This is a genomic window from Jannaschia sp. R86511, assembly GCF_042466345.1.
Classification (GTDB): domain Bacteria; phylum Actinomycetota; class Actinomycetes; order Actinomycetales; family JBBAYJ01; genus Aquipuribacter.
This window is the reverse complement of sequence record NZ_JAXHCD010000001.1, coordinates 1,393,045-1,418,887: the sequence shown is the minus strand read 5'-3', so window position 1 is coordinate 1,418,887 and position 25,843 is coordinate 1,393,045. Positions and strand designations below refer to the sequence as shown.

The 25,843-nt window shown below is 76.9% G+C and carries 18 protein-coding genes; 9 read left to right on the top strand and 9 right to left on the bottom strand.

Going from position 1 to position 25,843, the window contains the following annotated elements; all coding sequences use genetic code 11:
• Nucleotides 1-17: 17 nt before the first annotated feature.
• Nucleotides 18-3,170, top strand: a complete 3,153-nt coding sequence (locus SJY06_RS06900) for a glycosyltransferase (protein ID WP_380165962.1) — start codon at nt 18-20, stop codon at nt 3,168-3,170.
• A 34-nt stretch (nt 3,171-3,204) separates the two neighbouring features.
• On the opposite strand, the gene SJY06_RS06895 is transcribed toward SJY06_RS06900, so the two are convergent.
• On the bottom strand, nt 3,205-4,626 hold the full coding sequence (locus SJY06_RS06895; protein ID WP_380165960.1) for a hypothetical protein: 1,422 nt from the start codon (nt 4,624-4,626) through the stop codon (nt 3,205-3,207).
• A gap of 126 nt (nt 4,627-4,752) precedes the next feature.
• Between SJY06_RS06895 and SJY06_RS06890 the strand changes: the two genes are divergently transcribed.
• Nucleotides 4,753-5,223, top strand: a complete 471-nt coding sequence (locus tag SJY06_RS06890; protein WP_380165958.1) for a hypothetical protein — start codon at nt 4,753-4,755, stop codon at nt 5,221-5,223.
• Here SJY06_RS06890 and SJY06_RS06885 read toward each other — a convergent pair.
• Together SJY06_RS06885 and SJY06_RS06880 are read right to left on the bottom strand one after the other, a co-directional pair.
• The gene (locus SJY06_RS06885; RefSeq protein ID WP_380165956.1) at nt 5,143-5,631 is read right to left on the bottom strand and encodes a hypothetical protein; all 489 of its coding nucleotides are present in this window, start codon (nt 5,629-5,631) and stop codon (nt 5,143-5,145) included. The two genes, SJY06_RS06890 and SJY06_RS06885, sit on opposite strands and share 81 nt — an antisense overlap.
• A complete protein-coding gene (locus SJY06_RS06880) occupies nt 5,631-6,731 on the bottom strand; it encodes a hypothetical protein (RefSeq protein ID WP_380165954.1) in 1,101 nt (366 codons plus the stop codon). The genes SJY06_RS06885 and SJY06_RS06880 overlap by 1 nt, the downstream gene beginning before the upstream one ends.
• 70 nt (nt 6,732-6,801) lie before the next feature.
• Between SJY06_RS06880 and SJY06_RS06875 the strand changes: the two genes are divergently transcribed.
• From SJY06_RS06875 to SJY06_RS06855, 5 genes are read left to right on the top strand one after another with little or no spacing between them, the layout of a single operon-like run.
• Nucleotides 6,802-8,064: a nucleotide sugar dehydrogenase gene (locus SJY06_RS06875; protein WP_380165952.1), complete on the top strand. Its 1,263-nt coding sequence runs from the start codon at nt 6,802-6,804 to the stop codon at nt 8,062-8,064.
• Entirely contained in the window at nt 8,061-9,257 is a 1,197-nt protein-coding gene (wecB, locus tag SJY06_RS06870) for a non-hydrolyzing UDP-N-acetylglucosamine 2-epimerase (RefSeq protein ID WP_380165950.1), read from the top strand. The genes SJY06_RS06875 and wecB overlap by 4 nt, the downstream gene beginning before the upstream one ends.
• A gap of 10 nt (nt 9,258-9,267) precedes the next feature.
• The gene (locus tag SJY06_RS06865) at nt 9,268-10,890 is read left to right on the top strand and encodes a glycosyltransferase family 4 protein (protein WP_380165948.1); all 1,623 of its coding nucleotides are present in this window, start codon (nt 9,268-9,270) and stop codon (nt 10,888-10,890) included.
• Nucleotides 10,887-11,780: an ABC transporter permease gene (locus SJY06_RS06860; protein ID WP_380165946.1), complete on the top strand. Its 894-nt coding sequence runs from the start codon at nt 10,887-10,889 to the stop codon at nt 11,778-11,780. Before SJY06_RS06865 ends, SJY06_RS06860 begins: the two co-directional genes overlap by 4 nt.
• Entirely contained in the window at nt 11,773-12,612 is an 840-nt protein-coding gene (locus SJY06_RS06855) for an ABC transporter ATP-binding protein (protein WP_380165944.1), read from the top strand. Before SJY06_RS06860 ends, SJY06_RS06855 begins: the two co-directional genes overlap by 8 nt.
• Nucleotides 12,613-12,639: 27 nt before the next feature.
• Here SJY06_RS06855 and SJY06_RS06850 read toward each other — a convergent pair whose 3' ends face one another.
• Nucleotides 12,640-14,781 (bottom strand): acyltransferase family protein, encoded by a 2,142-nt coding sequence (locus tag SJY06_RS06850; RefSeq protein ID WP_380165942.1) that lies wholly within the window; start codon nt 14,779-14,781, stop codon nt 12,640-12,642.
• Nucleotides 14,782-14,937: 156 nt separating this feature from the next.
• Here SJY06_RS06850 and SJY06_RS06845 point away from each other — a divergent pair, with 156 nt between their 5' ends.
• Nucleotides 14,938-16,947: a glycosyltransferase family 2 protein gene (locus tag SJY06_RS06845; protein ID WP_380165940.1), complete on the top strand. Its 2,010-nt coding sequence runs from the start codon at nt 14,938-14,940 to the stop codon at nt 16,945-16,947.
• The gene (locus tag SJY06_RS06840; RefSeq protein ID WP_380165938.1) at nt 16,944-18,992 is read left to right on the top strand and encodes a glycosyltransferase; all 2,049 of its coding nucleotides are present in this window, start codon (nt 16,944-16,946) and stop codon (nt 18,990-18,992) included. Before SJY06_RS06845 ends, SJY06_RS06840 begins: the two co-directional genes overlap by 4 nt.
• A gap of 30 nt (nt 18,993-19,022) precedes the next feature.
• Here the strand turns inward: SJY06_RS06840 and SJY06_RS06835 are convergent, their stop codons facing one another.
• The 5 genes from SJY06_RS06835 to SJY06_RS06815 are packed head-to-tail and all read right to left on the bottom strand — an operon-like array spanning nt 19,023 to nt 25,819.
• Entirely contained in the window at nt 19,023-20,693 is a 1,671-nt protein-coding gene (locus tag SJY06_RS06835) for a glycosyltransferase family 4 protein (protein WP_380165936.1), read from the bottom strand.
• A 20-nt stretch (nt 20,694-20,713) separates the two neighbouring features.
• Nucleotides 20,714-21,577, bottom strand: coding sequence for an NAD-dependent epimerase/dehydratase family protein (locus SJY06_RS06830; RefSeq protein WP_380165934.1), 864 nt, complete (start codon nt 21,575-21,577; stop codon nt 20,714-20,716).
• Nucleotides 21,574-22,752 (bottom strand): glycosyltransferase family 4 protein, encoded by a 1,179-nt coding sequence (locus tag SJY06_RS06825; RefSeq protein ID WP_380165932.1) that lies wholly within the window; start codon nt 22,750-22,752, stop codon nt 21,574-21,576. Before SJY06_RS06825 ends, SJY06_RS06830 begins: the two co-directional genes overlap by 4 nt.
• Complete coding sequence (locus SJY06_RS06820; protein ID WP_380165930.1) at nt 22,749-23,852, bottom strand: hypothetical protein; 1,104 nt, start codon at nt 23,850-23,852, stop codon at nt 22,749-22,751. The genes SJY06_RS06825 and SJY06_RS06820 overlap by 4 nt, the downstream gene beginning before the upstream one ends.
• Entirely contained in the window at nt 23,849-25,819 is a 1,971-nt protein-coding gene (locus SJY06_RS06815) for a polysaccharide biosynthesis protein (protein WP_380165928.1), read from the bottom strand. Before SJY06_RS06815 ends, SJY06_RS06820 begins: the two co-directional genes overlap by 4 nt.
• Nucleotides 25,820-25,843 lie beyond the last annotated feature (24 nt).

The window sequence follows — 25,843 nt, the reverse complement described above, 5'->3', positions numbered from 1 at the left end:
CCGTCCGGAGGTCCGCCATGCCCAGCCCCAGGGTCCTGACGGTGCTCGCCGCGGTCGTCGTGGTGGCGACGGCGGCCGGTCTGCTGCTGCCCGCGCGGGCCGTCACGGCGCTGCTGCTCGGGACCGTGGCCGCGGTCGCGGCCCTGCTGGTGCTGCTGCTGCGCCGGGACGCGGGTCGGGCGCGGGTCGCGAGGCGCACGCACGACGAGCTCTCGACCGTGCGGGCCCGGGTGCACGCCGTGGACGGCCGCGTGCAGCAGCTGCAGGCGGTCCCCGCCGGGGTGACCGAGCGGCAGCTGCGGGCGCGTACCGACGAGCTCACCCGTCACGTCGAGGCGCTGGTGGCGGACGCGGTGCGGTCCGGGCGCGAGGACTCGGCGGCGGTCTCGGAGGGGCTGCGGCGGGACGTGTCGTACCTGCTGGACCGGGTGGCCCGGCAGGGCGAGGCGACGCGGGAGCTGTCCGAGCTGGTCGAGGGACCGCTGCTGCCCGGCGGCCGGGCCTCGGTGGAGCCCTCGGTGCTGCGCGAGGTGCTGGCGCTGCTGGCGGACCTGCCGCGGGGACTGGTCGTGGAGCTGGGCAGCGGCCGCTCCACCCTGTGGCTGGCCGCCTGGGCGGCGCGCAACGCCCCGGCCCGCGTGGTGGCCCTGGACCACGACGCCGCCGGCGTCGGCGGCACCCGGGCCGCGCTGCAGCGGCAGGGCCTGGCGGACCGGGCCGATGTCCGGCACGCCCCGCTGGTCCCCACGCCGGTCGAGGGCCACGAGCAGGACTGGTACGACCGCCGGACGTGGCAGGACCTCGAGGACGTCGTCCTGCTCCTGGTGGACGCCCCGCCCGCCGGCGCCCCCGACGGGCAGCACCCGGCCCTGCCGCTGCTGGGTCGTCGGATGTCACCCCACGGCGTGGTCGTGCTGGTCGCCCCCGGCCCGCAGGGACGGCAGGTGCTGGACCGCTGGACCGCGGGCCGGGGGTGGACCGCGACCGGGCTGCCCGACGAGCCGGACGTCTTCGTGCTGCGTCAGGTGCCGGCCGGCAGCCGTGCCCTGCCGGCCGCCACGACCGCGCCGGCCAGCACGACCGCGCCGGCCGCGAACCCGGGGCCCCGGGCCCGGCTGGCGGCGGCCGTCGCGACCGGGCAGGGGGCGGCCGCCCTCGCCGAGGTGCTCGCCGCGGCCGCCGGGGGCACCGCGTCGGTGCCGCTGCTCCTGGACGCGCACGCCGTGGCCCGCGAGCAGGGGGACCAGGCCGCCGCGGCCACGCTGCGCCGGGCGCTGGGCCGGCTCGTCCCGCCCGACCAGCAGAGCTTCCACCGCGTCGTCACGACCCTGCGCCACAGCGACCCCGAGGACCTGGCCACGTACCGGGCGACGCTGGCCGCGGCCGACGACGCCGACCGGCTCGACCTGTGGCGGTTGGAGCAGCTCGAGTGGTCGCAGCGGGCGCAGCAGGCCCTGGCGGAGGACGGCGGGCCGCCACCCGCCGCGTCCGCCGAGGAGTCCGCGCAGGAGGTCGCCGGGCGGCTGCTGCCGGGTGTGCCGGCGGGCCCGTCGCGGCTGACCGCGGTCCTGCAGGCCGCCTCGCTGTGCCGCCGGTGGGACCTGGTCGGCGCCCTGGCGCAGGGGGCCCGGGACCCGATGGCCCCCCGCGAGGCGGCGGTCGTGCGTCGCGTGCTGGGCGTCGCCGTGGCCGACGGGGAGCTGTCGGCCACCGTCGCGCTGAGCGGCCTGCTGGACCGGGTGGGCGGGGCCGACGACGAGACCCGGGAGCGCGGCCGGACCGCCGCCGACCAGCTCCGGCTGCTGCAGGAGGGCTGGCCGGCGGACGTCCCGGCGGCCACGCGGCCCCGCCCGGCCGCCCGGCCCGACGAGGCGGGGGCGACCGACCGGACGGACGTGCCGGACGCGACGGCAGCGACGGGCGCGACGGACCCGGCGGCCGGCACGACCACGCTGTACCTGCTGGGGCAGTCCCTGCCGCAGCGGTCGGGCGGCTACGCGATCCGCTCGCACGGCATGGCCACCGGGCTGCGCTCCCACGGCTGGGACCTGCACGCGGTCACCCGCTACGGCTTCCCCTACGACCTGTGGCGGGAGGAGTCCGACCTGCGCCCCGTCCCGCTGCGCGAGGAGGTCGACGGCGTCCCCTACCACCGCCTGCTGGACCCCGACGACCCCGCGGTGGCCCTCACCCCGCTGGTGCCCTACGTCCACGAGGGGGCCCGGCGGTCCGCGGACCTGGGCCGGCGGCTCGGCGCCCGGCTGGTCCACGCGGCCAGCCTGGCCGACGTGGGTCTGGCCGGGTCGGTCGCGGCGGCGACGCTGGACGTGCCGTTCGTGTACGAGATGCGCGGCCTGCGCCAGCTGCTGGAGGAGGCGCGCAACCCGGCCACGGTCGGCTCGCAACGGCACGCGCTGCACGACCTGACCGAGCTGACCGCCGCCCGGCGCGCCGACCGGCTCCTGGTGATCACGGCGGCCCTGGGCGCGGAGATGGTCCGCCTCGGCGTCGACCCGGACTCGGTGGTCGTGGTCCCCAACGGCGTCGACCCCGCCCGCTTCCCGCCCCGCGAGCGCGACAGCGAGCTGGCCGCCCGGCTCGGCGTCGCCGACCGCGTGGTCGTCGGCTACGCCGGCAGCCTGGTGTTCTACGAGGGCCTGGACGACCTGCTCGAGGCCTGGCCCCGGGTGCGCCGGGCCCGGCCCGAGGCGCACCTGGTCGTGGTCGGGGACGGCAGCCACGGGGCGCAGCTGCGGCGCCACGCCCAGCGTCTGGGCCTGGACGGCTCCGTGACGTTCACCGGGCGGGTCCCGCACGAGGACGTCCCGCGGTACCTGTCGCTGTTCGACGTCGCGCCGTTCCCCCGGGCGCCGCTGCGGGTGTGCGAGCTGATCAGCCCGCTCAAGCCGTTCGAGGCGATGTCCGCCGGCACCCCCGTGGTCGTGTCGTCCGTGGCCGCGCTGACCGAGGTGGTCCACGACGGGGTCACCGGGCGCGTCTTCGGCAAGGGCGACCCGGCCGCGCTGGCCGACGTCCTGGTGGACCTGGTGGGCGACGCCGACCAGCGGCAGCGCCTCGCCGCGGCGGCGCGGGACTGGGTGCTGGCCGAACGGACCTGGCAGGCCGTGACCGGCAGGGTGTCGCAGGTCTACCGGGACCTGCTGCGCTGACCCGGCTGCGCCGACCCGGCTGGGCCGACCGGCGTCAGCCGCCGGGCAGCGCCTCGGCCACGTAGCGGCGCACGGCGCCCTTGTCCGGGCGGGGCGTGCGAGGCCCCATCAGCGCCTCCAGCAGCCCCCGCTGGTTGAACGGCAGCAGGACGCGGTGGGCCATGTCGTTCTCCTGGATGCGGGTGACCGACCACCGGCCGGCCCGCAGCTCCCAGTACACGACGTCCTGCCAGGCCAGCTCCCCGGTCGAGCCCGGCTCCAACTGCATGAGCGCCACCATCTCCGCCAGGGTGGCCCGGACCGCGGGGTCGCTGCGCAGCGGCTCGTCGGCGTAGAACGCCGCGACGGCATCGAGGTCCATCGGCCCGGCCGGGCGCCGGTCGAACCCGGTCCCCACCTCCGCGACCATCGACTGCAGCTCGACGTGGTGGCGGGGCAGCTGCAGCCGCGCCGCGGCCGCGAAGCCGCCGAAGTGCCGCGCCGGGCCCCAGGTGCGCTCGTAGGCGGCGACGTAGCCGTCGCTGCGGTCCTGCTGCGACAGGTCGACCACGACGTGCCGGGCCCCGACCGCGTCCGCCCGGGCCCGCGCCGCGGCCGCGTCCTTGCGGTGCGGCGCGTGCGGCCGGTCCAGGTCGACCCCGGTCCACATCAGGCTGTCCTCCCGCAGCCACACCCTCGCCGCGGCCAGCGCGGCCCCCGAGTCGCAGCCGCCCGTCAGCGAGATCGACACCGTGCGGCCGCGGCACAGCAGGGCGACGTGGCGGGTGAACAGGTCCACGAAGCGGGCGTAGGCGACCTCGGGGTCGTGCGTGAGCGCGGTGTCGACGAAGGGGTAGAAGCGCTCCGGCGCCGCCGCGGCCGACGGCTCGCAGCGCAGCAGGTGGTTGGGCAGCAGCGGCAGCACGCCCACCGCGGCCGTGCGCAGCCCGGGCCAGTAGACGACGCCGCGGATCCCGTCGGCCTTGGCGGCCCGCAGCCGGTCGGCCATGTCGGTGTCCTCCGGGGCGCCGGTGACCTCCGCGACCAGGCGCACGTGGGAGCCGACCACCGTGCCCTCGGGCGTGTCCTGCCAGTAGGTCCCCTGGGTCCCGGCGCAGTCCGGGACGACCGTGGTGCGGTCGCCGTCGGCCAGCACGGCCGTCCACCGCCCGCCCAGGTAGGCCAGGTACCGGACCACCGCGTCGTCCCCGCCGAGGTGCCAGCGCCGCACGGCCTCCAGGGCCGCGGTCGTCGCGTCGGCGGTGGCCAGGTCCAGGTCGACCGGGTCGCCGAGCAGGTGCACGGACCGCTCCGCCACGGTGGCGGAGCCGTGCCCGAGCTCGGGGTGGACCACCAGCAGGCCGCGGCCCACCGGGATGCGGTGCCAGCCGGGCACCGGGACCGGCTGCGAGGAGGGCAGCAGGAGGTAGCCGAACCGGAACGCCACGAGCTCGTCCGTGACACCTGTGCCCACCACTGTGACACCGTACCCACGCCCACACCCCACCCTGCGCCCGCGCGCGCCCTGACCGCGGAGGTCGATCTCATCCGCTCCAACCCGCTCAGCCGAGTCCTGTCCGCCGTCCTCCGACGGACGCGCCCGGTGCTGGTCGCCCTGCTCGGACTGCTGGCCGCGGTCGTGCTGGCCGTGCTCGGGTACCCGCTGGTCGCGGGCCTCGCCCTGCTGGGCGCGCTCGGGGTCGTCACGCTCCTGCACCTGCACCGCCGGCTGGACCGGTCGGAGCGGGACGGGCGACGACGCGCCGAGGCCGAGCGGGCCGCGGCCGACCGGCGCGAGGCCGGCGTACGGCAGGGCCTGGGCGAGCTCGGCACGCGCGTGGGCGACCTGGGCACGCGCCTGGGCTCCCTCGACGACCGGGTCTCGGGCGTGGCGGCCGTGGTGGCCACGCAGGAACGTCAGGACGAGCGCGTGCTCGCGGCCATCGACGCGCTGGCCGCCGACCTGGTGGTGGTCAAGCGCGGGCTGGCCGAGCTACGCCTGCAGGAGGCGGTGGTCCCAGGCGCCCGGGTCGGCGGGGGCGCGCACGACGGCCCGCACCCTGAGCGCGGCTGAGAGCAGCTCCACCCGGTCCGCCACGGCGTGCTCGGCGGGGCCCACGTGGTCCACGAGCCAGCCCCGCCGCGCCACGGTGACCAGGTCGGGCACGTCGACCAGCCACATGAGCCGGCCCAGGTCGTCGCCACCGCCGACGCCGGCCAGCAGGTCGGCCACCACCTCGGCGTGCCGGGCCAGCTCGGCGCCGCTCAGCCCCGTGGCGTCGACCACGGTCACGGTCATGCCCAGCGGCGGCTCGACCGCCCCGCGCCGACGCACCCGCTGCGCCACGACCGCCAGGGCGTGCCACAGCGCCAGCAGGAGCCGCTCGAACGGCCCGGCGGGCGCCCCGAAGCTCATCCGCAGCACCGACCGGCGCACCGGCGCCGGCATGGCCTCGGCCCGGCGCAGCACCCACGAGCGCATCAGCCCACCCCCGCGGTCGTGCGGATGATCGACGCCCCGGCCACGGCCCCGTTGGCGCGGACCAGGCCCTGGGCCCGCGCCGCGCGTGCGGGCAGGTCGGCCGTGTCGGTGACCAGCGGCAGCAGCCCCGGGAAGTCGGCGGCCAGGTCCGTGCTGCACCAGCCCACCTGCTGGTCGTGGGCGAAGCGCGCCCGCGCGGCCTGGTCGTCGGCGCCGGTGCGCAGGTTGGGCACGAACACCGTCGGCACCCCCGCGGCCAGCAGCTCGTGGTAGCCGTTGTAGCCGGCGGCCGACACCGCGGCGTCGAAGGCGGGCAGGTAGCGCGCCAGCGGGTAGACCGACACGGGGTGCACCCCGTCCGGCAGCCCGCCGCCGGTGCTGATGGCGGGCCGCGTCACGGCCACCACCCAGTCCGGGCGCTGCCGGGCCATGGTCGTCAGCACGGCCCCCAGGTCGGAGGTGGTGTCGTTGATGTTGCCCGCCCCCAGCGTGACCAGCAGCACCGGCCGGTCCTCCGGCAGGCCCAGGTCGCGCCGGGCGGTGGCACGGTCGAGCTGGTCGGCGACGTCCAGCAGCGTCACCGGGTCCACGCGGTCGGCGTCGGTCAGCGCCCGCGTCGGGCCCCGGTCGTAGCTGCGGGCGGCCTCCCCCGGCTCGATCACCCGGTCGAAGAACAGCGCCCGGTCCAGCCCGCGGGTGGCCGTGCCCGCCCGCCACATGGCCCGGCGGGACCAGACGAACGGCACGTCGGGGTGCTCCAGGCGGGCCCGCACCAGGCCCGTGTACGGCGAGGTGCCGTCGAACACGACGGCCGCCGGCCGCAGGGTCCGGATGGTGTGCGTCAGCCGGGCCTGGAGCATGCGGTGCCAGGGACCGGTCGGCCCGCTGAAGCCCGCGTGGCTGGGGCAGTACTCCCAGCCGGCCCCCGCCTGCGAGATGACGCCGACCGCCGTGGACAGCGAGAAGAAGTGGGACCGCACCCCCGGCCCGAGGCGGCGGGCGTAGGCCAGCAGCCGGGTCAGGTGGCCCATGCCGGCGCCGTTGGACGTGACGAACAGGACCAGCGGTCCGTCGGCGTCGTGGGATGACTGCGGCGGCACCGCGTGACAGTAGCCTGCCCTCGCGGGGCTAGACATCGCCTGCGCTCCACCAGAAGGAAGTAGGTTCTCCATGTCCACGACAACCGTCACCGTGGTCGGACTCGGCTACGTGGGCCTCCCGCTCGTCCAGGAGGCGGTCCGGGCCGGGCTGCAGGTCCGTGGGCTCGACATGTCGGACCGCGTGGTCGACGGCCTCAACGGCGGCCGCTCCCACGTGGACGACCTGTCCGACGACGACGTCGCGCAGATCCTGGCCGGCGGCTTCCGGGCCACCACGGACCCCGCGGTGATCGAGACCAGCGACGTGGTCGTCATCTGCGTGCCGACCCCGCTGTCCGCCGACGGCGGCCCGGACCTGGGCGCGGTCGAGGCGGCCTGCCGCACCGTGGCCGCCCACGCCCGGCCGGGCCTGCTGACGGTGCTGGAGTCGACCACGTACCCCGGCACCACCGACGAGGTGGTCAAGCCGATCCTCGAGACCTCCGGCCTGCGGGTGGGCGAGGAGCTCATGCTGGCGTTCTCGCCCGAGCGCATCGACCCCGGCAACCCGACCTACGGGATGAAGAACACCCCCAAGGTGGTCGGCGGCACCGACGAGGCCTCCCGCGACGCCGCCGTGGCGTTCTACTCCGCCTTCGTCGACACCGTGGTCCCGGCCCGCGGCACCCGCGAGGCCGAGACGGCCAAGCTGCTGGAGAACACCTACCGCCACATCAACATCGCGCTGGTCAACGAGATGGCGCGCTTCTGCCACGAGCTCGACATCGACCTGTGGGACGTCATCCGCTGCGCCCGCACCAAGCCGTTCGGGTTCCAGGCGTTCTACCCCGGCCCCGGGGTGGGCGGGCACTGCATCCCGATCGACCCCAACTACCTGTCGTACCAGGTCAAGGCCACGCTGGGGTACCCGTTCCGGTTCGTCGAGCTGGCCCAGGAGATCAACGTCGGCATGCCGGCCTACGTCGTGCGCCGCGTCCAGGACCTGCTCAACGACTCCTCGCGGGCGCTGCGCGGGGCCAAGGTCCTGCTGGTGGGCGTCACCTACAAGGCGGACATCGCCGACCAGCGGGAGTCCCCCGCCACCCCCGTGGCCACGCAGTTCCTGGCCCAGGGCGCCGACCTGACGTACCACGACGCCAAGGTCAGCGGCTGGACGGTCGACGGCACCCCGGTGACGCAGGCCGAGGACGTGTACGCCGCCGCCGCGGAGGCCGACGTCACCGTGCTGCTGCAGCCCCACAAGGAGTACGACCTCGGCCGCCTCGCCGAGTCCGCGAAGGTGCTGTTCGACACCCGCGGCGCCGTCGACCACCCGGGGGTGGCGCGGCTGTGAGCGCGGCGGCGAGCGAGGGGGCGGCCGGGGCCACCACCGGCGCCGGGCCGGTCATGCTGGTCTACGGCACCCGCCCGGAGGCCGTGAAGATGGCCCCGCTGGTGCGGGCGCTGCAGGCCGCGGACGACGTCGACGTGCACGTGGCCGTGACGGGCCAGCACCGCGAGATGCTCGACCAGGTCAACGCCACCTTCGCCATCCGGCCGGACAGCGACCTGGACGTCTTCGCCCACGGCCAGTCCCTGGCCGCGATGAGCGCACGCGTGCTCACCGGCATGGAGGGCCTGCTGCGCCGGGTCCGGCCCAGCGCCGTCGTCGTGCAGGGCGACACCACCACCTCCACCGTCGCCGCGCTGTCGGCCTTCTACGAGAAGGTCCCCGTGGTGCACCTCGAGGCGGGGCTGCGCACCGGGGACCCGCTCAACCCGTTCCCCGAGGAGATGAACCGCCGCCTGACGGCCCGGCTGGCGGCGCTGCACCTGGCCCCCACCGAGGGCAGCCGCGGTCACCTGCTGGCCGAGGGCGTGCCGGCCGGGGACGTCTGCGTGACCGGCAACACCGTCATCGACGCCCTGCACCTGGTGCTGGCCCAGGAGCGGCCGGCCGACGTCGAGGGGCTGCTGGGCGAGCTGGACGCCGACGGCCGCCGGGTCGTGCTGGTGACCACCCACCGGCGCGAGTCCTGGGGCGCCCCGCTGCTGCGCATCACCGAGGCCGTGCAGCGGCTGGTGGCGCGCGGCGACGTGCAGGTCGTGCTGCCGATGCACCGCAACCCGCAGGTGCGCGACGTGCTGGTGGAGCGCCTGGGCGACCTGGACGGGGTGCGGCTGACCGACACCGTGGAGTACGCCGGCTTCTGCCACCTGATGCGGCACAGCCACCTGGTGCTCACCGACTCCGGCGGGGTGCAGGAGGAGGCGCCGTCGCTGGGCAAGCCGGTCCTGGTCATGCGCGACAACACCGAGCGGCCCGAGGCCGTCAGCGCGGGCACCGCGGCGCTGGTCGGCACCGACGTCGACCGGATCGTCACGGAGGCCACGACGCTGCTGGACGACGCCGGGGCCTACGACCGGATGGCGCAGGCCGTCAACCCCTACGGCGACGGCCGGGCCGCCGACCGGGCCACGGCCGCGGTCCGGCACCTGCTCGGCCTGGGGGCCCGCCTGCCCGACTTCGCGCCCGGTGCCGGCTGAGGGCAGCGGGGTGCCCGGCCGGTGGGGCCGGGTCCCGCTGCGGCTCGCCGCGGCCCGCCGCCGGGTGCTCCTGGAGCCCTCGGCGGTGGGGGCGTGGGCCGCGACCGGTCACAGCCCGGCCCGGCGGCTGGCCCGCGCGCTGCTGGGCGTGCTGCACCGCGTCCGCCCCGCCCGTGCCTGGCTGTACCGCGGCGAGCCGGCCCGGGCGCTGGCCGCCCTGGGGCCGGTCGCCGCGACGGGTTCGCCCGCGGACCGGCGTGACCGGGCCCGCGCGGCCTGGGCGCTCGGCGCGCGCGGCTCCGCCCTGCCCGGGCTGAGGGAGGACGACCGGGTCCGCCGGGCGCTGGCCGAGCGGCTGGCCGCGGACTCCCGCCCGGTGCCCCCCCGTCCCGCGGCGCCGGGGCGGCCCCGCCCCGTCGTGCCGCGCCCGGCGACCCGGCCCCGCGTGCTGCACCTGGTCGTCAACAGCCTGCCGCACTCCAGCGCCGGCTACGCGCTGCGCACCCAGGCCGTGCTGCGGGCCCAGCAGGCCCACGGGCTGCACGCCGAGGCGGTGACGGGGTTCATGTACCCCTGGACGGTGCTGCGCGACTGCGCCGGGGACGAGACGGTCGACGGCGTCCGCTACCACCGGCTGCTGCCCTCGGCCCGGCCCCGGGACGACGCGGCGCGCGAGGCCGACCGGCGCCGGCTGCTGGACCGGCTGGTGCGCGAGCTGCGGCCCGACGTGCTGCACGCGCACAGCCCGTTCCAGGTGGGCCTGGACGCGCTGGAGGTGGCGGCCGAGCACGACCTGCCCGTGGTCTACGAGGTGCGGGGGCTGCTGCACGAGACCTGGGCCCAGCGGATCGGCCCCGACGCGGTCGCGACCGAGCGCTACCGGCTGGAGCAGCAGCAGGAGGCCGCCGTGGTGACCGGCGCCGACGCGGTCGTCACGCTGGGCCGGGCCATGGCCGCGCACCTCGTGGGCCTGGGCGCCCGGACCACCCCCACGGTCGTCGCCAACGCGGTCGACGCGTCGCTGCTCACCGACCGTCCGGACGTGGCCCGGGCCCGGCGGCAGGTCGGCCTCGAGCCGGCCGGGCTGGTCGTGGGCAGCGTGTCCAGCCTGGTGGCCTACGAGGGCTTCGACGTGCTGCTGCGCGCCGCCGCCGAGCTCGCCGGCCGCGGCACCGCGGTCACGGTGGTGCTGGTGGGTGACGGCGACGCCGCGGGGCCGCTGCGCCGCCTGGCGGACGACCTGCCCGGGGTGCAGGTCGTGATGCCGGGGCGACTGCCGCACGCGCAGGCGCTGACCTGGCTCGCGGCCCTCGACGTGGTGGCGGTGCCCCGCCTGGACGTCGATGTGTGCCGGCTGGTCTCCCCGCTCAAGCCGGTCGAGGCGATGGCGCTGGGCAAGCCCGTCGTGCTCAGCGACCTGCCGGCGCTGCGCGAGCTGGTTGACGACGGCACCGACGGCCTGCTCGTCCGGCCCGAGGACCCCGTCGCGCTGGCCGACGCGCTGCAGTCCCTGCTGCCGCCGGACCGGCGGGCGGACCTGGGGACGGCCGCCGCGGAGCGGGTGCGGCGGGGCCGCACCTGGGCGGCGACCACCGAGGCGTACCTGCGCGTGTACGAGGACGTGATTCGATGAGCACCATGAACGCTGCTCAGCCGGTCGGGACGGACGCGCTCCGCTCCCTCGCCGACTCCACGGGGCTGTCCCCCGTCGGTCGTCGCCCCGGCCTGTGGGCCTACACCCGGTCGCTGTGGGACCACCGCGACTTCATCCTGACCATGGCGCGGTCGGGGCTGCGGGCCAAGAGCAGCAACGACCGGCTCGGCTCGGTCTGGCTGGTGCTGACCCCGCTGCTGCAGGGCCTGGTCTACTTCTTCGTCTTCGGCCTGCTGCTGGGCGTGGCCCGCGACGTCGAGAACTTCGTCGGCTTCCTGGTCATCGGCGTGATCTTCTTCCAGCACATCTCGCAGTCGATGGTGCAGGGCTCGCGGGCCGTCAGCGGCAACCGCAAGCTGATCCAGGCCCTGGCGTTCCCCCGGGCGGCGCTGCCGATCGCCTCGTCGCTGCGCTCGTCGATGGGGTTCCTGCCCGCGCTGGCCGTGGTGTTCGTCATCGTGTTCCTGTCGTGGCTGCCCGAGGTCCGCATCGGCTGGCGCGTCGTGCTGGTGGTGCCCCTGGTGCTGCTCATCGCGGTGTTCAACCTGGGTCTGGCCATGATCACGGCCCGGTTCACGGCGCACGTCAACGACCTGGGCAACCTGCTGCCGCTGTTCACCCGGCTGTGGCTGTACACCTCCGGGGTCTTCTACCCCGTGGAGCGCTACGCGGCCGACAACCCGGTCGTGCTGTCGGTGCTGACCGCCAACCCCATGCACATCTTCCTGACCCTGGGCCGGGACGCGATCCTGTGGCAGCAGGACAGCAGCTGGCAGTACTGGGCCGGGGCGGCGGGCTGGGCGTTCGGCCTGCTCGTCGTCGGCTACCTGGTGTTCTGGCAGGCCGAGGAGGAGTACACGCGTGACTGACACCGAGACCGGCACGCGGGAGGCCACGGCCCTGACCACCCCCACGGTGGTGCTCGACGCCGTCGAGGTCGACTACCGCGTGTCGGTGGAGGGCAGCGGGCCGCGCGGGCGGGCCCGCACCGAGCACGTGCGGGCGGTCGACGGGGTCACCGCGGTCATCCGGCGGGGCGAGGCCGTGGGCGTGCTCGGGCGCAACGGCTCGGGCAAGAGCACGCTGCTGCGGGCCGTGGCCGGGCTGACCCGGGTGACGGCCGGCCACGTCTGGGCGGCCTCGACACCGACCCTGCTCGGCGTCAACGCCGCGATGATGCCGAACCTGTCCGGCACCCGGAACATCCTGCTGGGCTGCATGGCGCTGGGCATGTCCCGGCGCGAGATCAAGGACCGGATGCAGGACATCGTCGACTTCTCCGGGCTGGGCGAGGCCGTGCACCGCCCGATGCGCACCTACAGCTCGGGCATGGGCTCACGGCTGCGCTTCGCCATCGCGACCGCGCGGGTGCCGGACATCCTGCTCATCGACGAGGCGCTGAACACCGGGGACGCCGACTTCAAGGAGCGCAGCGAGCAGCGCATCCGTGAGCTCCGGGCCGAGGCCGGCACGGTCATGCTCGTCAGCCACTCGCTCAGCGCGATCGCCGGCACCTGCTCGCGCTCGCTGTGGATGGACGGCGGGACGCTGCGCATGGACGGTCCCACCGACGAGGTGGTGGCGGCCTACACCGAGCACAACAAGGCCAACAAGGCGTGGCGGGCGGGCAAGGGCGCCCGGCCCACCCTGCCCGGGCCCGTGGTGGGCGTCGACGCGGAGTTCCGCCCCGTCAGCAGCTGAGGGCCACCCGGTCGAGCCGGGAGCCGGTCAGCCGGTCAGCCGCTCGGCCAGCGGCAGGCCGATGGACCGGGCGAACGTCTCCGTCAGGTGGCTGCCGTCGCGGAACAGCACGACGCCCTCGTCGGTGGCGACCTGGCACGGGGTGTCGGGGCAGACCAGGTCCGCGACGGGCACCTGGCGGACCGCGGGGTCGTCGAGGGTCTCGACCACCCGCTGCTCGGCCGCCGTCAGCACCGCCCCGTCCGCGACCCGCACGGCCGGGTCGAAGGAGCACTCGGCGGCCACGCCGTCGTTGGCCGACAGGCACTCCGGCACCGAGGTCAGCGGGCCGGGCGTGGTGCCCAGCACGACCACCTGCTCGCTCACCTCGCGCAGGGACCGGATGCTGCGCAGCGTGGCCGCCTCCCAGGCCCGGCCGGCGGCCTCGCCCTCGACCCGCTCGTCGTCGAGCATGACCGCCTCCACCTGGCCGGTGGAGCGGACCAGGACCGTCAGGTCGTAGCCGCCCTGCTCCTCGGCGTGGGCCAGCACGGCGTCGCGCCACTCGTCGCACTCGACGTACTCGCGCCGCTCCGACCCGAGCCAGCTCTGGACGTCGTTGAACGCGCAGGCGCTGCGGCTGCGCAGCTCCACCCGCCAGCCCAGCTCCGCGCCGGCCTCGTCGAAGGCGGGCAGCCAGTGCTCGGCGTGGGAGTCGCCCACCAGCAGCACCCGCAGGTCGCCGTCCGGGTCGCCGAAGACGCACTCGGCGGACAGGTCCGGGGGGCCGCTCTGCGGCAGGTGGCAGCTGCCCGGGTCCATCGCGTCGCCGGCCGCCTGCGACACCGTGACGACCCGGCCGTCCGTGGCTCCGGCCACGACGGCCTGGTCCTGCGGGACCGCCGCCCGCAGGGCGGCCCCGCTGGCGAGCCCGGTGCAGACCAGCACCAGGCCCAGCGTCAGTGACAGCGAGGACCGGGCCACCAGCGGCCGCGCGAACCGCAGCGGCTGCTCGACGAGGTGGTACGACAGCGCCGCGAGCCCCAGCGAGAGCAGCACCGCCGCGAGCGTGAGCGGCCAGGTCAGCCCCCAGTCACGGCCCTGGGCGGCCAGCTCGGGGTCACCGAGCACCACGCCGGCGAAGAACAGCACCGGCCAGTGCCACAGGTACCAGGAGTACGACAGCAGCCCCAGGGTGGCGGCGGGGCGGCTCTCCAGCCAGCCGGTGACGCCCAGCGTGCCGCCCGCCCCGCCGACGATGACGGCGGCCGTGCCCAGCACGGGCAGCAGCGCCGCCGAGCCCGGGAACGGCGTGCCCGCGTCGAAGGTGAGCACCGAGACGGCCACCGCGGCCAGGCCGAGCACCACGGCGGCGGCCCGCAGCCGCGGCCCCGTCCGGGCCAGCTGCGGCAGCAGCACCGCGACCAGGCCGCCCGTGGCCAGCTCCCACGCCCGGGTGTGCAGCCCGAAGTAGGCGGTCGTGCCGGTCGAGCCGGTCAGCGTGACCGACAGCCACAGCGACACCACCAGGACCACGGCCAGGACCGTCCCGACCGCCACCCGGGCGGGCACGCGGCGGCCACGGCGGGTCAGCGCCGCCGCCGCCACCGCGGCCCCGAGCAGCATCAGCGGCCACAGCAGGTAGTACTGCTCCTCGACCGCCAGCGACCAGAAGTGCAGCAGCGGGCTCTGCTCGGCCGCGGCCGCGGAGTAGTCCGTGGCGGCGGCGACGTAGCGCCAGTTGGCCACGAACAGGGTGGCCGCCACCACGTCGACGGCCAGGGTGCCCCGGCTGATGGGCGGCAGCAGCAGCGCGCCCAGGCCCGCCACCACCAGCACCACGAGGGCCGCCGCGGGCAGCAGCCGCCGGGCCCGGCGGGCGTAGAACCGCGGCAGGTCCACCCGGCCCGTGGTCTCGACCTCGCGCAGCAGCAGCCCGGTGATGAGGAACCCGGAGATGACGAAGAACACGTCCACGCCGACGAACCCGCCCGACACGAACGGCACACCGGCGTGGTAGGCGACGACGGCACCCACGGCCAGCGCGCGCAGACCGTCGATGTGGGCGAAGTGGCGGGCCGGCGCGGGTGGGACCGTGTCGGGCACCGGTCGGACCCCGACCCCTGCGGCCACGGACGAGGAGTCGGTGGGGGCAGGGGTGCCGGCAGAGGCCCGGGGGGAACCCTGCATCCACCGATGGTCGCACAACCCACCCCCTCGTCCGGCCCAGCGGATCGACGGACCGTGACGGGACGGGACGGCCCGCGGTCGTGGTGCCGTCCGGGCCGCCCGGACATGGCAGGGTGAACCGGACACGTCCGGCCCCGTACAGGAGAGGTGGCACCCATGGTCCGCAGCAGCACGGGGTGGCTGCGTCGTGCCGCCGCCGCCGCGTCGGCCGCGGTGCGCGGACCCTCGACGCCGTCGGCCCCCTCGCCCGGGTCGTCGGGCCCGTCCCCGGCCGCCGACGCCCGCCCCGTCGCCGAGGTCGCCCCGGGGCTGGACCCGTTCCTGCACGACCTGGCGCAGCGCGCGGTGCGCGACGCCGGGCCGGTGACGGTGACCGCGATGGCGATGCGCACCCGCAGCCCGGACCTGGTGGAGCTGCTCGGGCACGTCGGGCGCACCGGGGACCGGCCCCGCTGGCTGCTGGGCGAGGCGACGGCGCTGGCCGCGCTGCCGGAGCCCGGACCCCGCACGCGCGCCCTCGACACCATGCTCGAGGTCCGCCGCAGCCACGGCGCGGAGCCCTTCGACGCCCGGCAGGAGCTCGTGCTGGCCCAGCTGCTGCTGCTGCACGACCGCGACGAGGAGCTGCGGGCGCTGCTGCCCTCGCTCGCCCGGCTGCCGGACGACCAGGTGGCCCACCTGCTCACCGACCTCGGCAACCCGCGGCGGCGGCCGGCCGCCGACGTCGACGCCTGGCGCCGCGCGTTCCTGGCCACCTGGGCCGACGCCGGGCTGCTCGTGCCCGAGGTCGCGCCCGGACCGGCCGCCTTCGACACCCTCACCACCGCGCCGGACGTCGCCCGCGCCGCCCGCGACGACCTGCCGCGCCGGCTGGCCGAGGCCGGGGTCGACACGTCGGGCGGGCTGCCCGTGGTCAGCGTCGTGGTCAGCGCGTTCCGCCCGGACGAGGGCCTGGGTACGGCCGTCCGGTCGCTGCTGGACCAGACCTGGCCCGAGCTGGACGTGGTCGTCGTGGACGACGCCTCCGGTCCGGACTACGCCGACGTGCTGGCCGAGGTGGCGGCCCTGCCCCGGGTGCGCGTGCTCACCCAGCCCGTCAACGGGGGCAGCTACGCCGCCCGGCGCCGCGGCCTGGCCGAGGCCACCGGGCGCTACGTGACGTTCCACGACTCCGACGACTGGGCCCACCCGGAGCGGGTGGAGCGCCAGCTGGTGCCCATGCTGCTGGACCCGGGGCTGCCCGGCACCCACAGCCTGGCCATGCGGGCCCTGGACGACCTGGACCGGACCTGGCTGGGCTACCCGGCGGTGCGGACCAACGCCTCCTCGCTGCTCCTGGACCGTGAGGTGCTGGCCACCACCGGCCCGTTCGACCTGGTCCGCAAGAGCGCGGACTCGGAGTTCGCCGCGCGGCTGGAGACGGTCCTGGGCCGCGAGTGCCTGACGGTGCCGGAGGTGCTGGCCGTGACCCGGCTGCGGGCGGCGTCGCTGTCCCGCGGGGACTTCGCCATGGGCTGGGCCCGGGCCGCCCGGATCGGCTACCAGGACGGCTACCGCGGCTGGCACCGGCGGCTGGGCGACGGGGCGGACCCGACCGAGATCGCCGGGCCGGAGCGGCCCTTCGCCGCGCCTCGGTCGTACCTGGCCCCGGCGTCGCCCACGGCCGGCGCCGCCGGCGGCCCGGACGGTCCCGCCGACGTGCTGCTGGTCGCCGACCTGTGCGGGGCCACGGCGGACGGCACGGACCTGGCCGGGCTGGTGACGGCGCTGGCCGACGACGGCCTGCGGGTGCTGCTGCTGCACCAGGAGGACCCGCGGACGCTGCGCCGGCCCCGACGTCCGGCGCACCCGACGCTGCAGCGGCTGCTGGACGCGGGCCGCGCCACCCGGGTGTTCCCGGAGGAGAATATGGTGGCAACCACGGTCTGCGTGCTGTCCCCGGCCTGCCTCGTGCTCCGGCGCGAGCCGCCGCGGTCGCTGCGCGCCGACCGGGTCGTGGTGGTCGACGAGAACGAGGGGGTCAGCGTGCACGCACGCGCACGGCTGCAGGAGAACCTGTCCGGCTGGACGAGCGCACCGGTCACGGTGGTGCCGGGCGAGGTGCGCCGGTCGCCGGCGGCGCTGGTCGGGCTCGTGCGGGACGCTGCGCCGGAGCCGACGCCGTGAGGTCGCTGCTGCGGCGCGCCTGGTCGGTGGTGCCCCAGCCCGTGCGGCTGGCCCTGTACCGCGCCCGCCAGGGCGGGGGCGCCCGTCGCCCCGGCCTGGCCGTGCGCCGCTCCGACGCCGCCCGCCGCCGGGCCGGGTTCGTCGCCTCGTTGGGCCGGCAGACGCTGCCCGAGGTGCCCCCGGCGCACCCCCACGTCACGGCCGCCGTCGCCGCGCAGGAGTGGCTGCTCGTCGGCCTGCGGTCCGAGTGGTCCCAGCAGCCGCTCGGGCCCGGCTGGGCGCAGGACGTCACCGACGGGCAGGCGCCGCGCCCGGACCTGGTGCTGCTGCAGTGGGTCGAGGGGGCCGTGCCCGGTCTGACCGACGACCAGGTCGAGGACGTGCTCGCCACGGCGGAGCAGCTGGGCACCAAGGTCGTGCTCTGGGCCACCGGGAGCACCGCCGCCCCGTGGCCGGCCGCGCACCCGGCGGCCCGCGCCGACGTCGTGCTGGCCGACGACGCCGGTACCGCCACGGCCTGGACGGCGGCCGCGGGTCGCCCCGTGGACCACCTGCCGCCGGGCGCCAGCCCGCTCGTGCACTCCCCCGCCCGCAGCAACGGCCTGGGGCACCGTCGCAAGGCCGTCGCCGCCCTGGTGCCCGGCTCGGAGGCGCTGCTGCCCTTCGCCGCGGTCCCCCCGGGCCACGTGGACGTGTGGCTGGCCGGGCCGGACGTGCCGCTGCCGCCGACGGCGCTGGAGCGCGAGGCGGCCGACGCCGGCACCGACGCGCACGGCGCCGTCGAGGCGATCGGCGCCGTGGCCGACCAGGCCGCCTCCGACGCCTCCGACGGGACCGACAGCCCCGACACCGCCGCAGGCCCCGACTCACCCGAGGGGTCGCTCGCCCCCGGCGGGTCCGCCGCACCGGTCGTCAGCGAGGCCGACCGGCAGGCCGAGGCCCGCCGGGCCACGGCCGAGCGGCTGGCGGCCATGCGCAGCTCGTCGGTCATGCCGCTCGGCCTGCGCGAGCCGTTCCGCACGCTGGGCCACTACCGGGTGGCGACGGCGGTCGGTGGCGCCCCCGGCTCGTCGTGGCCGCTGGTCGAGGCCAGCATGGCGGGCACCCCCCTGGTGCTGGACGAGGCGTCCATGGCGCTGCTGCCCCCGGACCTGGCCCCGCTGCACACCCTGGCCACCGACGCCGACGAGGTGGGCTTCGACACCGCGGCCCGGTTGTGGCAGCGCGAGCTCGCCGACCGCGAGGGTCTCGTCGCCGCCCGGGCCGCGCGGGCCGGTCACACCCTGGGCCACCGGGTGGACAGCATCCTCGAGGCCACGACCGGCCACCGACCGGTCCGGGACCGGAGCGTGTCCGTCGTGGTGCCCACCAACCGGGCCCACGAGCTGCCCACGGTGGCCGACAACCTGGCCCGCCAGCACGAGACCACGCTCGGCAACGTCGAGCTGGTGCTGGTCCTGCACGGCCTGGACGTCGACGACGACACCGTGCGGGCCATGTTCGCCGAGACCGGGCTCAGCCAGCTCGTCGTGCTGCGCGCCGACGCCTCGCTCACCCTGGGGGCCTGCCTCAACCTGGGGGTCGAGGCCGCGAGCGGGCGCTGGATCGCCAAGCTGGACGACGACAACTACTACGGCCGGCACTACCTGACCGACCTGCTGGACGCCTTCGGGTACTCCGGGGCGCAGGTGGTCGGCAAGTGGGCGCACTACGTCTGGCTGCGCTCCTCCGGGGCCGTGATCCTGCGTTCGGCGTCCTCGCAGTACCGCGACGAGCGGCTGGTGCAGGGCGGCTCGATCATCGTCGACGGCGACCTGCTGCGGCGGCTGCGCTTCTCCGACATCCCGCGGGCCGTGGACACCGACCTGCTCAACCGGGTGCGGGACGAGGGCGCCCGGACGTTCTCGGCCGACCGGTTCAACTTCGTCAGCATCCGCGGCGTGGACCGGTTCGCCCACACCTGGCCGATCGCCGAGACCGCCCTGATGAACCGGGCCGGCGACCTGGTGTTCTTCGGCGACCCCCGGGCCCACGTCGACGTCTGACGCGGCTGCCGCCCGCCCCCGCCCGCGGGCTCAGGCGGGGGGACGGGCCGCCGCGACCTGGTCGTACACCTCGCGGTAGCGGGCGCCGTTGGCCGACCACTGCCGCTCGGCCACGACCCACTCCCGGCCCGCGGCGGCCAGGGCCGCCCGTCGCTGCGGGTCGGCGTGCAGGTCCAGCAGCGCCTGCGCGAGGCTGTCGGCGTCCCCGGCCCGGAACGTCGCCCCGCGGGAGCCGTCGCCGGTGATCTCGTTGAGCGCGGGCAGGTCGGAGACCAGCAGGGGCAGCCCCTGGGCCATGGCCTCGAACGGCTTGAGCGGGGTGACCAGCCGCGCGGCGCGCTCGTCGACCCGCGGCACGACGAACACGTCGAGCTGGGCGTAGTAGGCCGCCACGTCGTCGTGCGGGACCTTGCCGGTGAACACCACGGCGTCACCGGCCCCGCGGCGCTCGGCCAGCTGCTCCAGCTCGGCGCGCCGGGTGCCGTCCCCCACGATCAGCGCGGTCGCGGGCACCCCCTGCTCGCGCAGCCGGACCGCGGCGTCGACCAGCAGCTCCTGGCCCTCGCGCCAGTGGTCCAGGTTGCTGACGTAGCCGAACACGAACCGGTCCGTCAGGCCCAGCTGCTCGGTGAGCGCGGCCGCGCGCGGCCGGGGCGTGAACACGTCGGTGTCGACCCCGTTGGGCACCACGTGGACCGTGGCCGGGTCGACGCCGCGCTCGAGGATGTCCTGGCGCATCGACTCGCTCAGGGTCACCACGGCCGCGGCCCGCTGCATGCAGCGGGTCTCGGTGTCGCGCCGGCGCCGGTAGGTCTCCGACCGCTCCGCCCAGGCCAGGTCGCGCGACCACAGCGCCTCGAAGAACCCGCGGACCTCGTAGACGACGGGGACGCCGAGCAGCTCCCCGACGGTCAGGGCGACCAGGGCCGACTCGTAGCCGCGGTGCCCCGAGTGCACGTGGAGCACCTCCGGGCGGTAGCGGGCCACCACCGGGGCCAGCGCCGCCGCCCACACGTCCAGGTAGGCGTCCCAGGGCTCCTCGGCCGGCACCGCGGCCCGCAGCAGCCGCACGTGGGGTATGCCGTCGACGTCCTCGACCAGCTCACCGGCCGCGGCGCCGTCCGCCGGCACCGCCCCCTCGGGGAAGTCCAGCGCGGTGACCGCCACGGGGTCCAGGCCGCTGCGCGCCTGGCCCGACAGCGAGTACATGCCGCGCATCGTGTAGCCGCTCTGCCGGTGCGGCACGGAGATCTTGAGCACGTGGACCACGCGGCCCGGCAGCGGCGGCTGCGCCGGCGGCAGGGCGGCCACCACCGCCTCGGGCACCGTCGGCGTCCAGGCGGCGTCGGTCTCGCGCAGCCGGCCGCGGGCCACGGCGAGCCGAGCGGCGACCTTGGGCCCCTGCTCGATGCGCACCAGGGCCTCCAGCGCCCGGACCCGCAGACTGAGCCCGCCCGAGCGCCCGGTGCTCTGCGACACCTGCCGCAGGAACACCGGCTGGTCGTGCAGCTCGTCGAACGACTCGGTCGCCAGCCGCTCGGCGGCCTCGTGGTCCCGCGCCTCGGTGAGCTCGGCCAGCCGGGCGCTCACCTGCTCGGCCCGCTCCTGCTGCTCGGCCGACGCACCCGCGGCGGGCCGGCCGGCCCCCGGGCCGGCGACGGATCGGGCGAGGCGGCGCAGCCGGGCGGCGAAGTCAGGCACGGTGACCGAGCGTAGCGTCCTCAGCGCTGGCGCTGACCGAACCAGACCAGCTCGACCCGTCGCACGGCGGCCCGCCCCCGGCCCCCCAGCAGCCGGCTCGCGGCGTACCCCGCCCGCACCAGGGCCCGCGCCGGCCGCACCGGCAGGTGCAGCGGCTCGCGGCCACCGAGCTCGCGCAGCAGCGACGCCGTCGTCCAGCCCTCCCCCGGCTGCAGCGACACCGGCGGCGGGTCGGCCTCGGTGGCCAGGCCCCACACCCAGGCGCCCAGCCCCTCGGGACTGGTCACCGGGACGGGGTCGTCGCCCCGGCCGGCCACGCTGGCCAGCGGCGAGCGCGCCAGGCGCCGCAGCGACGCCGTGGTCGCCCGACCCTCACCCTGCACGCTGGTCGCCCGCGCCACCACGACCCGGCAGCGGGTGTCCGGCCGGAGCAGGGCCACGGCCTGCTCGCCCAGCGCCTTGGCCCGGGCGTAGGGGGTGCGCGGGTCGAGGTCGTCGGAGGCGTCCAGCACCGCGCGGTCGCCCTGCACGGCCGCCGAGGACAGGTGGACGACCCGGTCGGCCCCCGCCGCGTCGGCGGCCAGCACCACCACGACCGGCAGCAGCGCGTCGGCGCCGCTCAGCTCGGGCGAGGCCTCCGCCCCGGGGCGGGCGAGACCGGCGGCGTTGACCACGACCTCGGCCCCGGCCAGCTGCTCGGCCAGCGCGGGCACCCAGGGATCCGCCAGCCGCAGCAGCGCGGCGGCGTCGGCATCCACCGGCGCCTGCAACCGGGGCGCGGGCAGGGCGGTGACCTGGGCCCCGGCGGCCGTGGCCGCCCGGACCACGGCCGAGCCCACGAACCCGGACCCGCCGAGCACGACCCACCGCGGTCCCGGGCTCACCGCGCCCGCGCCAGGAGGTCGACGTAGCGCGCCGCCAGGACGGCGTCGTCGGCGTGCTCGGCCACCCAGCGGCGGGGACCCTCGCCCGGGCTCAGCCGGTCCGGGTCCCGGCGCAGCCGCTGCCACAGCGCCGCGAGGGCCGCGGGGTCCTCCGGCGGCACGACGTCACCGCCGCCGGCGGCCCGCACGACGTCGGCGGCCTCGCCGGCCACGGCGGCGCTCACGTGGCGGCCCAGGGCCAGCAGCTCGTACAGCTTGGAGGGGACGGTGGCCCGGAACGACGGCCAGTCCCGCAGCGTGACCAGCGCCGTGTCGCAGCCGGCCAGCACCGCGCGCACCCCGGCCGGGTCGGTCGCGGGCCGGACCTCCACCGCCGTGGGGTCGTCCAGCCGGTTCCGTTCCTGCAGCAGGGCCGGCAGCGCGGCGCCGTGCCCGACCACGACCAGGTGCACCGAGCCGGGGGGGCACAGCCCGACGGCCCGGACGGCCAGGTGGACCGCCTGGCTCTCGCCGATCGTGCCGGCGTAGCAGACCCGCAGCGGGTCCCCCGGGGCCGGCCGCCGCGGCGGCAGCACGGGCACCCCGGCGACGTCGGTGCCGTTGGCCACGTGCACCACCCGGCGCACCCCGCGCCCCCGCAGCCGCGCGGCGAACCGGTCGCTCACCGTGACCACGGTGTCGGCCGAGCGCTGCAGCGCGGTGACGGCGGCCGTGGCCGGCACCCGGACCGGTCCCGGCACCGACCCGACCTCGCCCAGCAGGTCGGGCCAGGCGTCGCGCATCTCGACCACCAGCCGGGCCCGGGCCAGGGTGGCGACCAGCCGGCCGGCCAGCAGGCTCGGCAGCCCGGGGGCGGTGGCGACGACCACGTCCGGGCGCGACCGCAACGCGGGCACGACGCTGCCCGCCGCCACCAGCAGCTGATCCAGCACCCGACGGCCGCGACCGGAGTCGTAGGGGACGTAGCGGACCCGGACCACGGTCTCGCCGTGCCGGCCCGCCGTGCGCCCGGCCGGCGACCCCGGCGCGGCCCGGCCGTGCGGGTAGTGCGGCCGGGCCGTCACCACGGTCACGTCGTGCCCGGCGGCCACCAGCCGGGGCACGAACGCCGTCCACCGGCGCTGCGGGGCGCCGACCTCGGGCTCGTAGTAGTGGCTGAGCAGCGTGAGCCTCATCGGCGCCGCCGGGCGCGCGCGACCTTGCCCCACGGCGAGGGGTGGCCCAGCCAGGCGGGCAGCTTGACCCACAGCCCGCCCACGAGCACCAGGCCCACGGCCCCGAGCAGGCGCCACACCAGAGCGGCGTCGGCCACCGCCACGGCGACGGCGACCGCCAGGAGCGTGGCGCCGGACGCGGCCATGGCCACCTGCCGGTGCGACCAGCCCGCGTCGGTCAGGCGCTGGTAGGCGTGCGTGCGGTGGGGCAGGTACCAGCGCTCGCCCGCGGCCATCCGCAGCGTGAGGGTGTGCGCGGTGTCGGCGAGCCAGACCGTCAGCGGCGCCACGGCCAGCTCGACGGGCAGGCCGGTCAGGAACCCCGCCCCGGCCAGCAGGGCGATCATGGCCCCGACGGCGTAGGAGCCGACGTCGCCCAGGAACATCCGCGCCGGACCGCCGCCCAGCCCGTTGAAGGGCAGGAACGCCGCCCCGGCCGCCGCCACGACCAGCCCGGCGCCCACCAGCCACAGCGTGTCGTCGCCGTTGGCGCGGTGCTGGAGCCAGCCCGCCAGGGCGTAGGCCAGCCCCGCGGTGGTGGCGTGCAGCCCGGTCATGGTGTTGAGCCCGTCCATGAAGTTGACCGCGTTGACGTAGGCCGCCGTGGCCAGCGCCGCCACCGGCACCCACACCCAGCTGACGTCCAGCGCCACCACGAGCGCCACGCCCACGCCGGCCCCGACCAGCAGCTGCGCGAGCGCGCGGTGCAGCGGCCGGACGCCGCGCACGTCGTCGACCAGGCCGACGGCGCCCGCCCCCGCCCCGGCCGCCAGGAGCAGGACCAGCCAGCCGACCGGCACGGCGTCGGTGGTCCCGGCCCCCGGGCTGCCCGGGGTCCCCGTGGCGCCCTGCCACAGCGCGGCCACGACCGCGGCGGCCGCCACCCCCGCCACGACCGCGATGCCGCCGCCGCGCGGGGTGGGGGCGGAGTGGGAGCTGCGCGAGCCCGGCGTGTCCAGCAGGTGCGCCCGCAGCAGCAGCGCGGGCAGGACGGCGGCGACCGCAGCCGTGACGACCAGCGCCGTCCCGGCGACCAGGAGCGGGCCGAGCAGGTCGGTCACGTCGTCCGGGCGTCCGCGCCGAGCGGGGCCGGACCGGTTCCCGTGGCACCCGCCGGACCCGTGGCACCGGCCACTCCCGTGCCACCCGTGGCGGCGTCCGCCGCCGGGTCGAGGTCGGCCAGGCGCTGCAGGTCGTGCCGGACCGGTTCGCGTGCACGCCACGGGTCGACCGTCAGCACCAGGCCCGGCTCCAGCGGGGGCACCGGGACGTGGGTGATGAGCGGGTGCGCCCGCCGGGTGCCGACCTCGGCCGCGCCGATCAGGTCCTCGTGCAGCTTCTCGCCCGGTCGCAGCCCGGTCTCGACGATGTCGACGGTGACCCCGGCCAGGTCGGCGATGCGGGCGGCCAGCTCGGCGATGAGCACCGGCTCGCCCATGTCCAGGACCAGGCTCTCGCCGGCCCCGCCGATGGCCCCGCACTGGATGACCAGCTCGACCGCCTCGGGCACCGTCATGAAGTACCGCGTGACCCGCGCGTCGGTGAGCGTGATCGGCCCGCCCCGGGCCACCTGGTCGGCGAAGGTGTGCAGCACCGAGCCGCGGCTGCCCAGCACGTTGCCGAAGCGCACGGACATGTAGCGGGACCCGTCGCTGGCGTAGTGCGCCGTCAGCCGCTCGGCGACGCGCTTGGACCAGCCCAGCACCGACGTGGGGTCGGCCGCCTTGTCGGTGGAGATGTTGATGAACCGCTCCACGCCCGCCTCGCGGGCCGCCTCGAGCACGTTCAGGGTGCCCCAGACGTTGCTCTGCAGCGCCTCGCCCGGGTTGGCCTCGACCAGGGGCAGGTGCTTGAGCGCGGCGGCGTGGAACACGACGTCCGGGCGCTGCTCGGCGAACACGTCGGTGAGCCGGCGCCGGTCGCGGATGTCGGCCAGGACAAGGTCGGCGGAGTCGAGCAGCGCGTGGCCCTCGATGCTCAGCTGGACCGCGTGCAGGGCGCTCTCGTCGCGCTCCAGCATGATCAGCGCCGACGGCTGGTAGGCGTGGATCTGCCGGCACAGCTCGGAGCCGATCGACCCGCCCGCTCCGGTGACCAGGATGCGGCGCCCGGTCAGGTACGCCGCGATCTCGTGGACGTCGGTGGAGATCTGGTGCCGGCCGAGCAGGTCCTCCACGGTCAGCGCGCGGATGTCGCCGAGCCCGATCTCGCTGCCCAGCATCTTGGACGTCGAGGGCACCGACAGCAGCCGCAGACCGGCGGTGCGGGCGGTCGCGGCCAGGGTGCGCACCTCGGCCGCCGAGGCGCTGCGCACGGCCAGGACCAGCGTCGTGGCCCCGCTGCGGCGGGCCAGGTCGGGCAGCTGCTCGCTGGTGCCGAGCACCCGGACGCCCTCGATGCGCAGGTTGCGCTTGCTGGTGTCGTCGTCGACCAGGCCCACGGGCCGGAACGGGCTCTCCGGGTCCTTGAGCATGGCCCGGATCACCTGGTAGCCGCTCTCGCCGGCGCCCAGGACCAGCACCCGCTCGGTGTCGCCGCCGGGCGCGGACTGCGCGTCGATCGCCCGGCGCCCGATCCAGCGCAGGCCGGCCATGCCGATCAGGGTCAGCGCGGCCGAGACCACCGGCACGGACAGCGGCACCACCCGCAGGCCGTCCGCCGCCGGGACCAGGACCGCGAAGGCCAGCCCGGCCACCGCGGAGACCCCCACCACCATGGCCAGGACGCTGATCTCCTCGAAGGAGCCGTAGCGGTACTGCCCCCGGTAGACCACGGCGGTGCCGACGGCCAGCAGGACCCCGACCACGACCAGCAGGTACCAGACCAGCCCGACCGGGTCGACGTAGCGCGACGCCGTCAGGTCCAGCCGGGCGGTGACGGTGAGCAGCGTGGCCCCGATCAGGACCACCGCGTCCAGGCCGGCCTTGGTCGGCCCCGTCCACCAGCGCACGAACGTGCTGCCACGACGCTGGTCCGCGCCCGGGGCGGCCCCGGCCGGGAGGCGTACGTCGTCGACAGCAGGCGGCACGGCCGCCACGATAGTGCGCCGTCC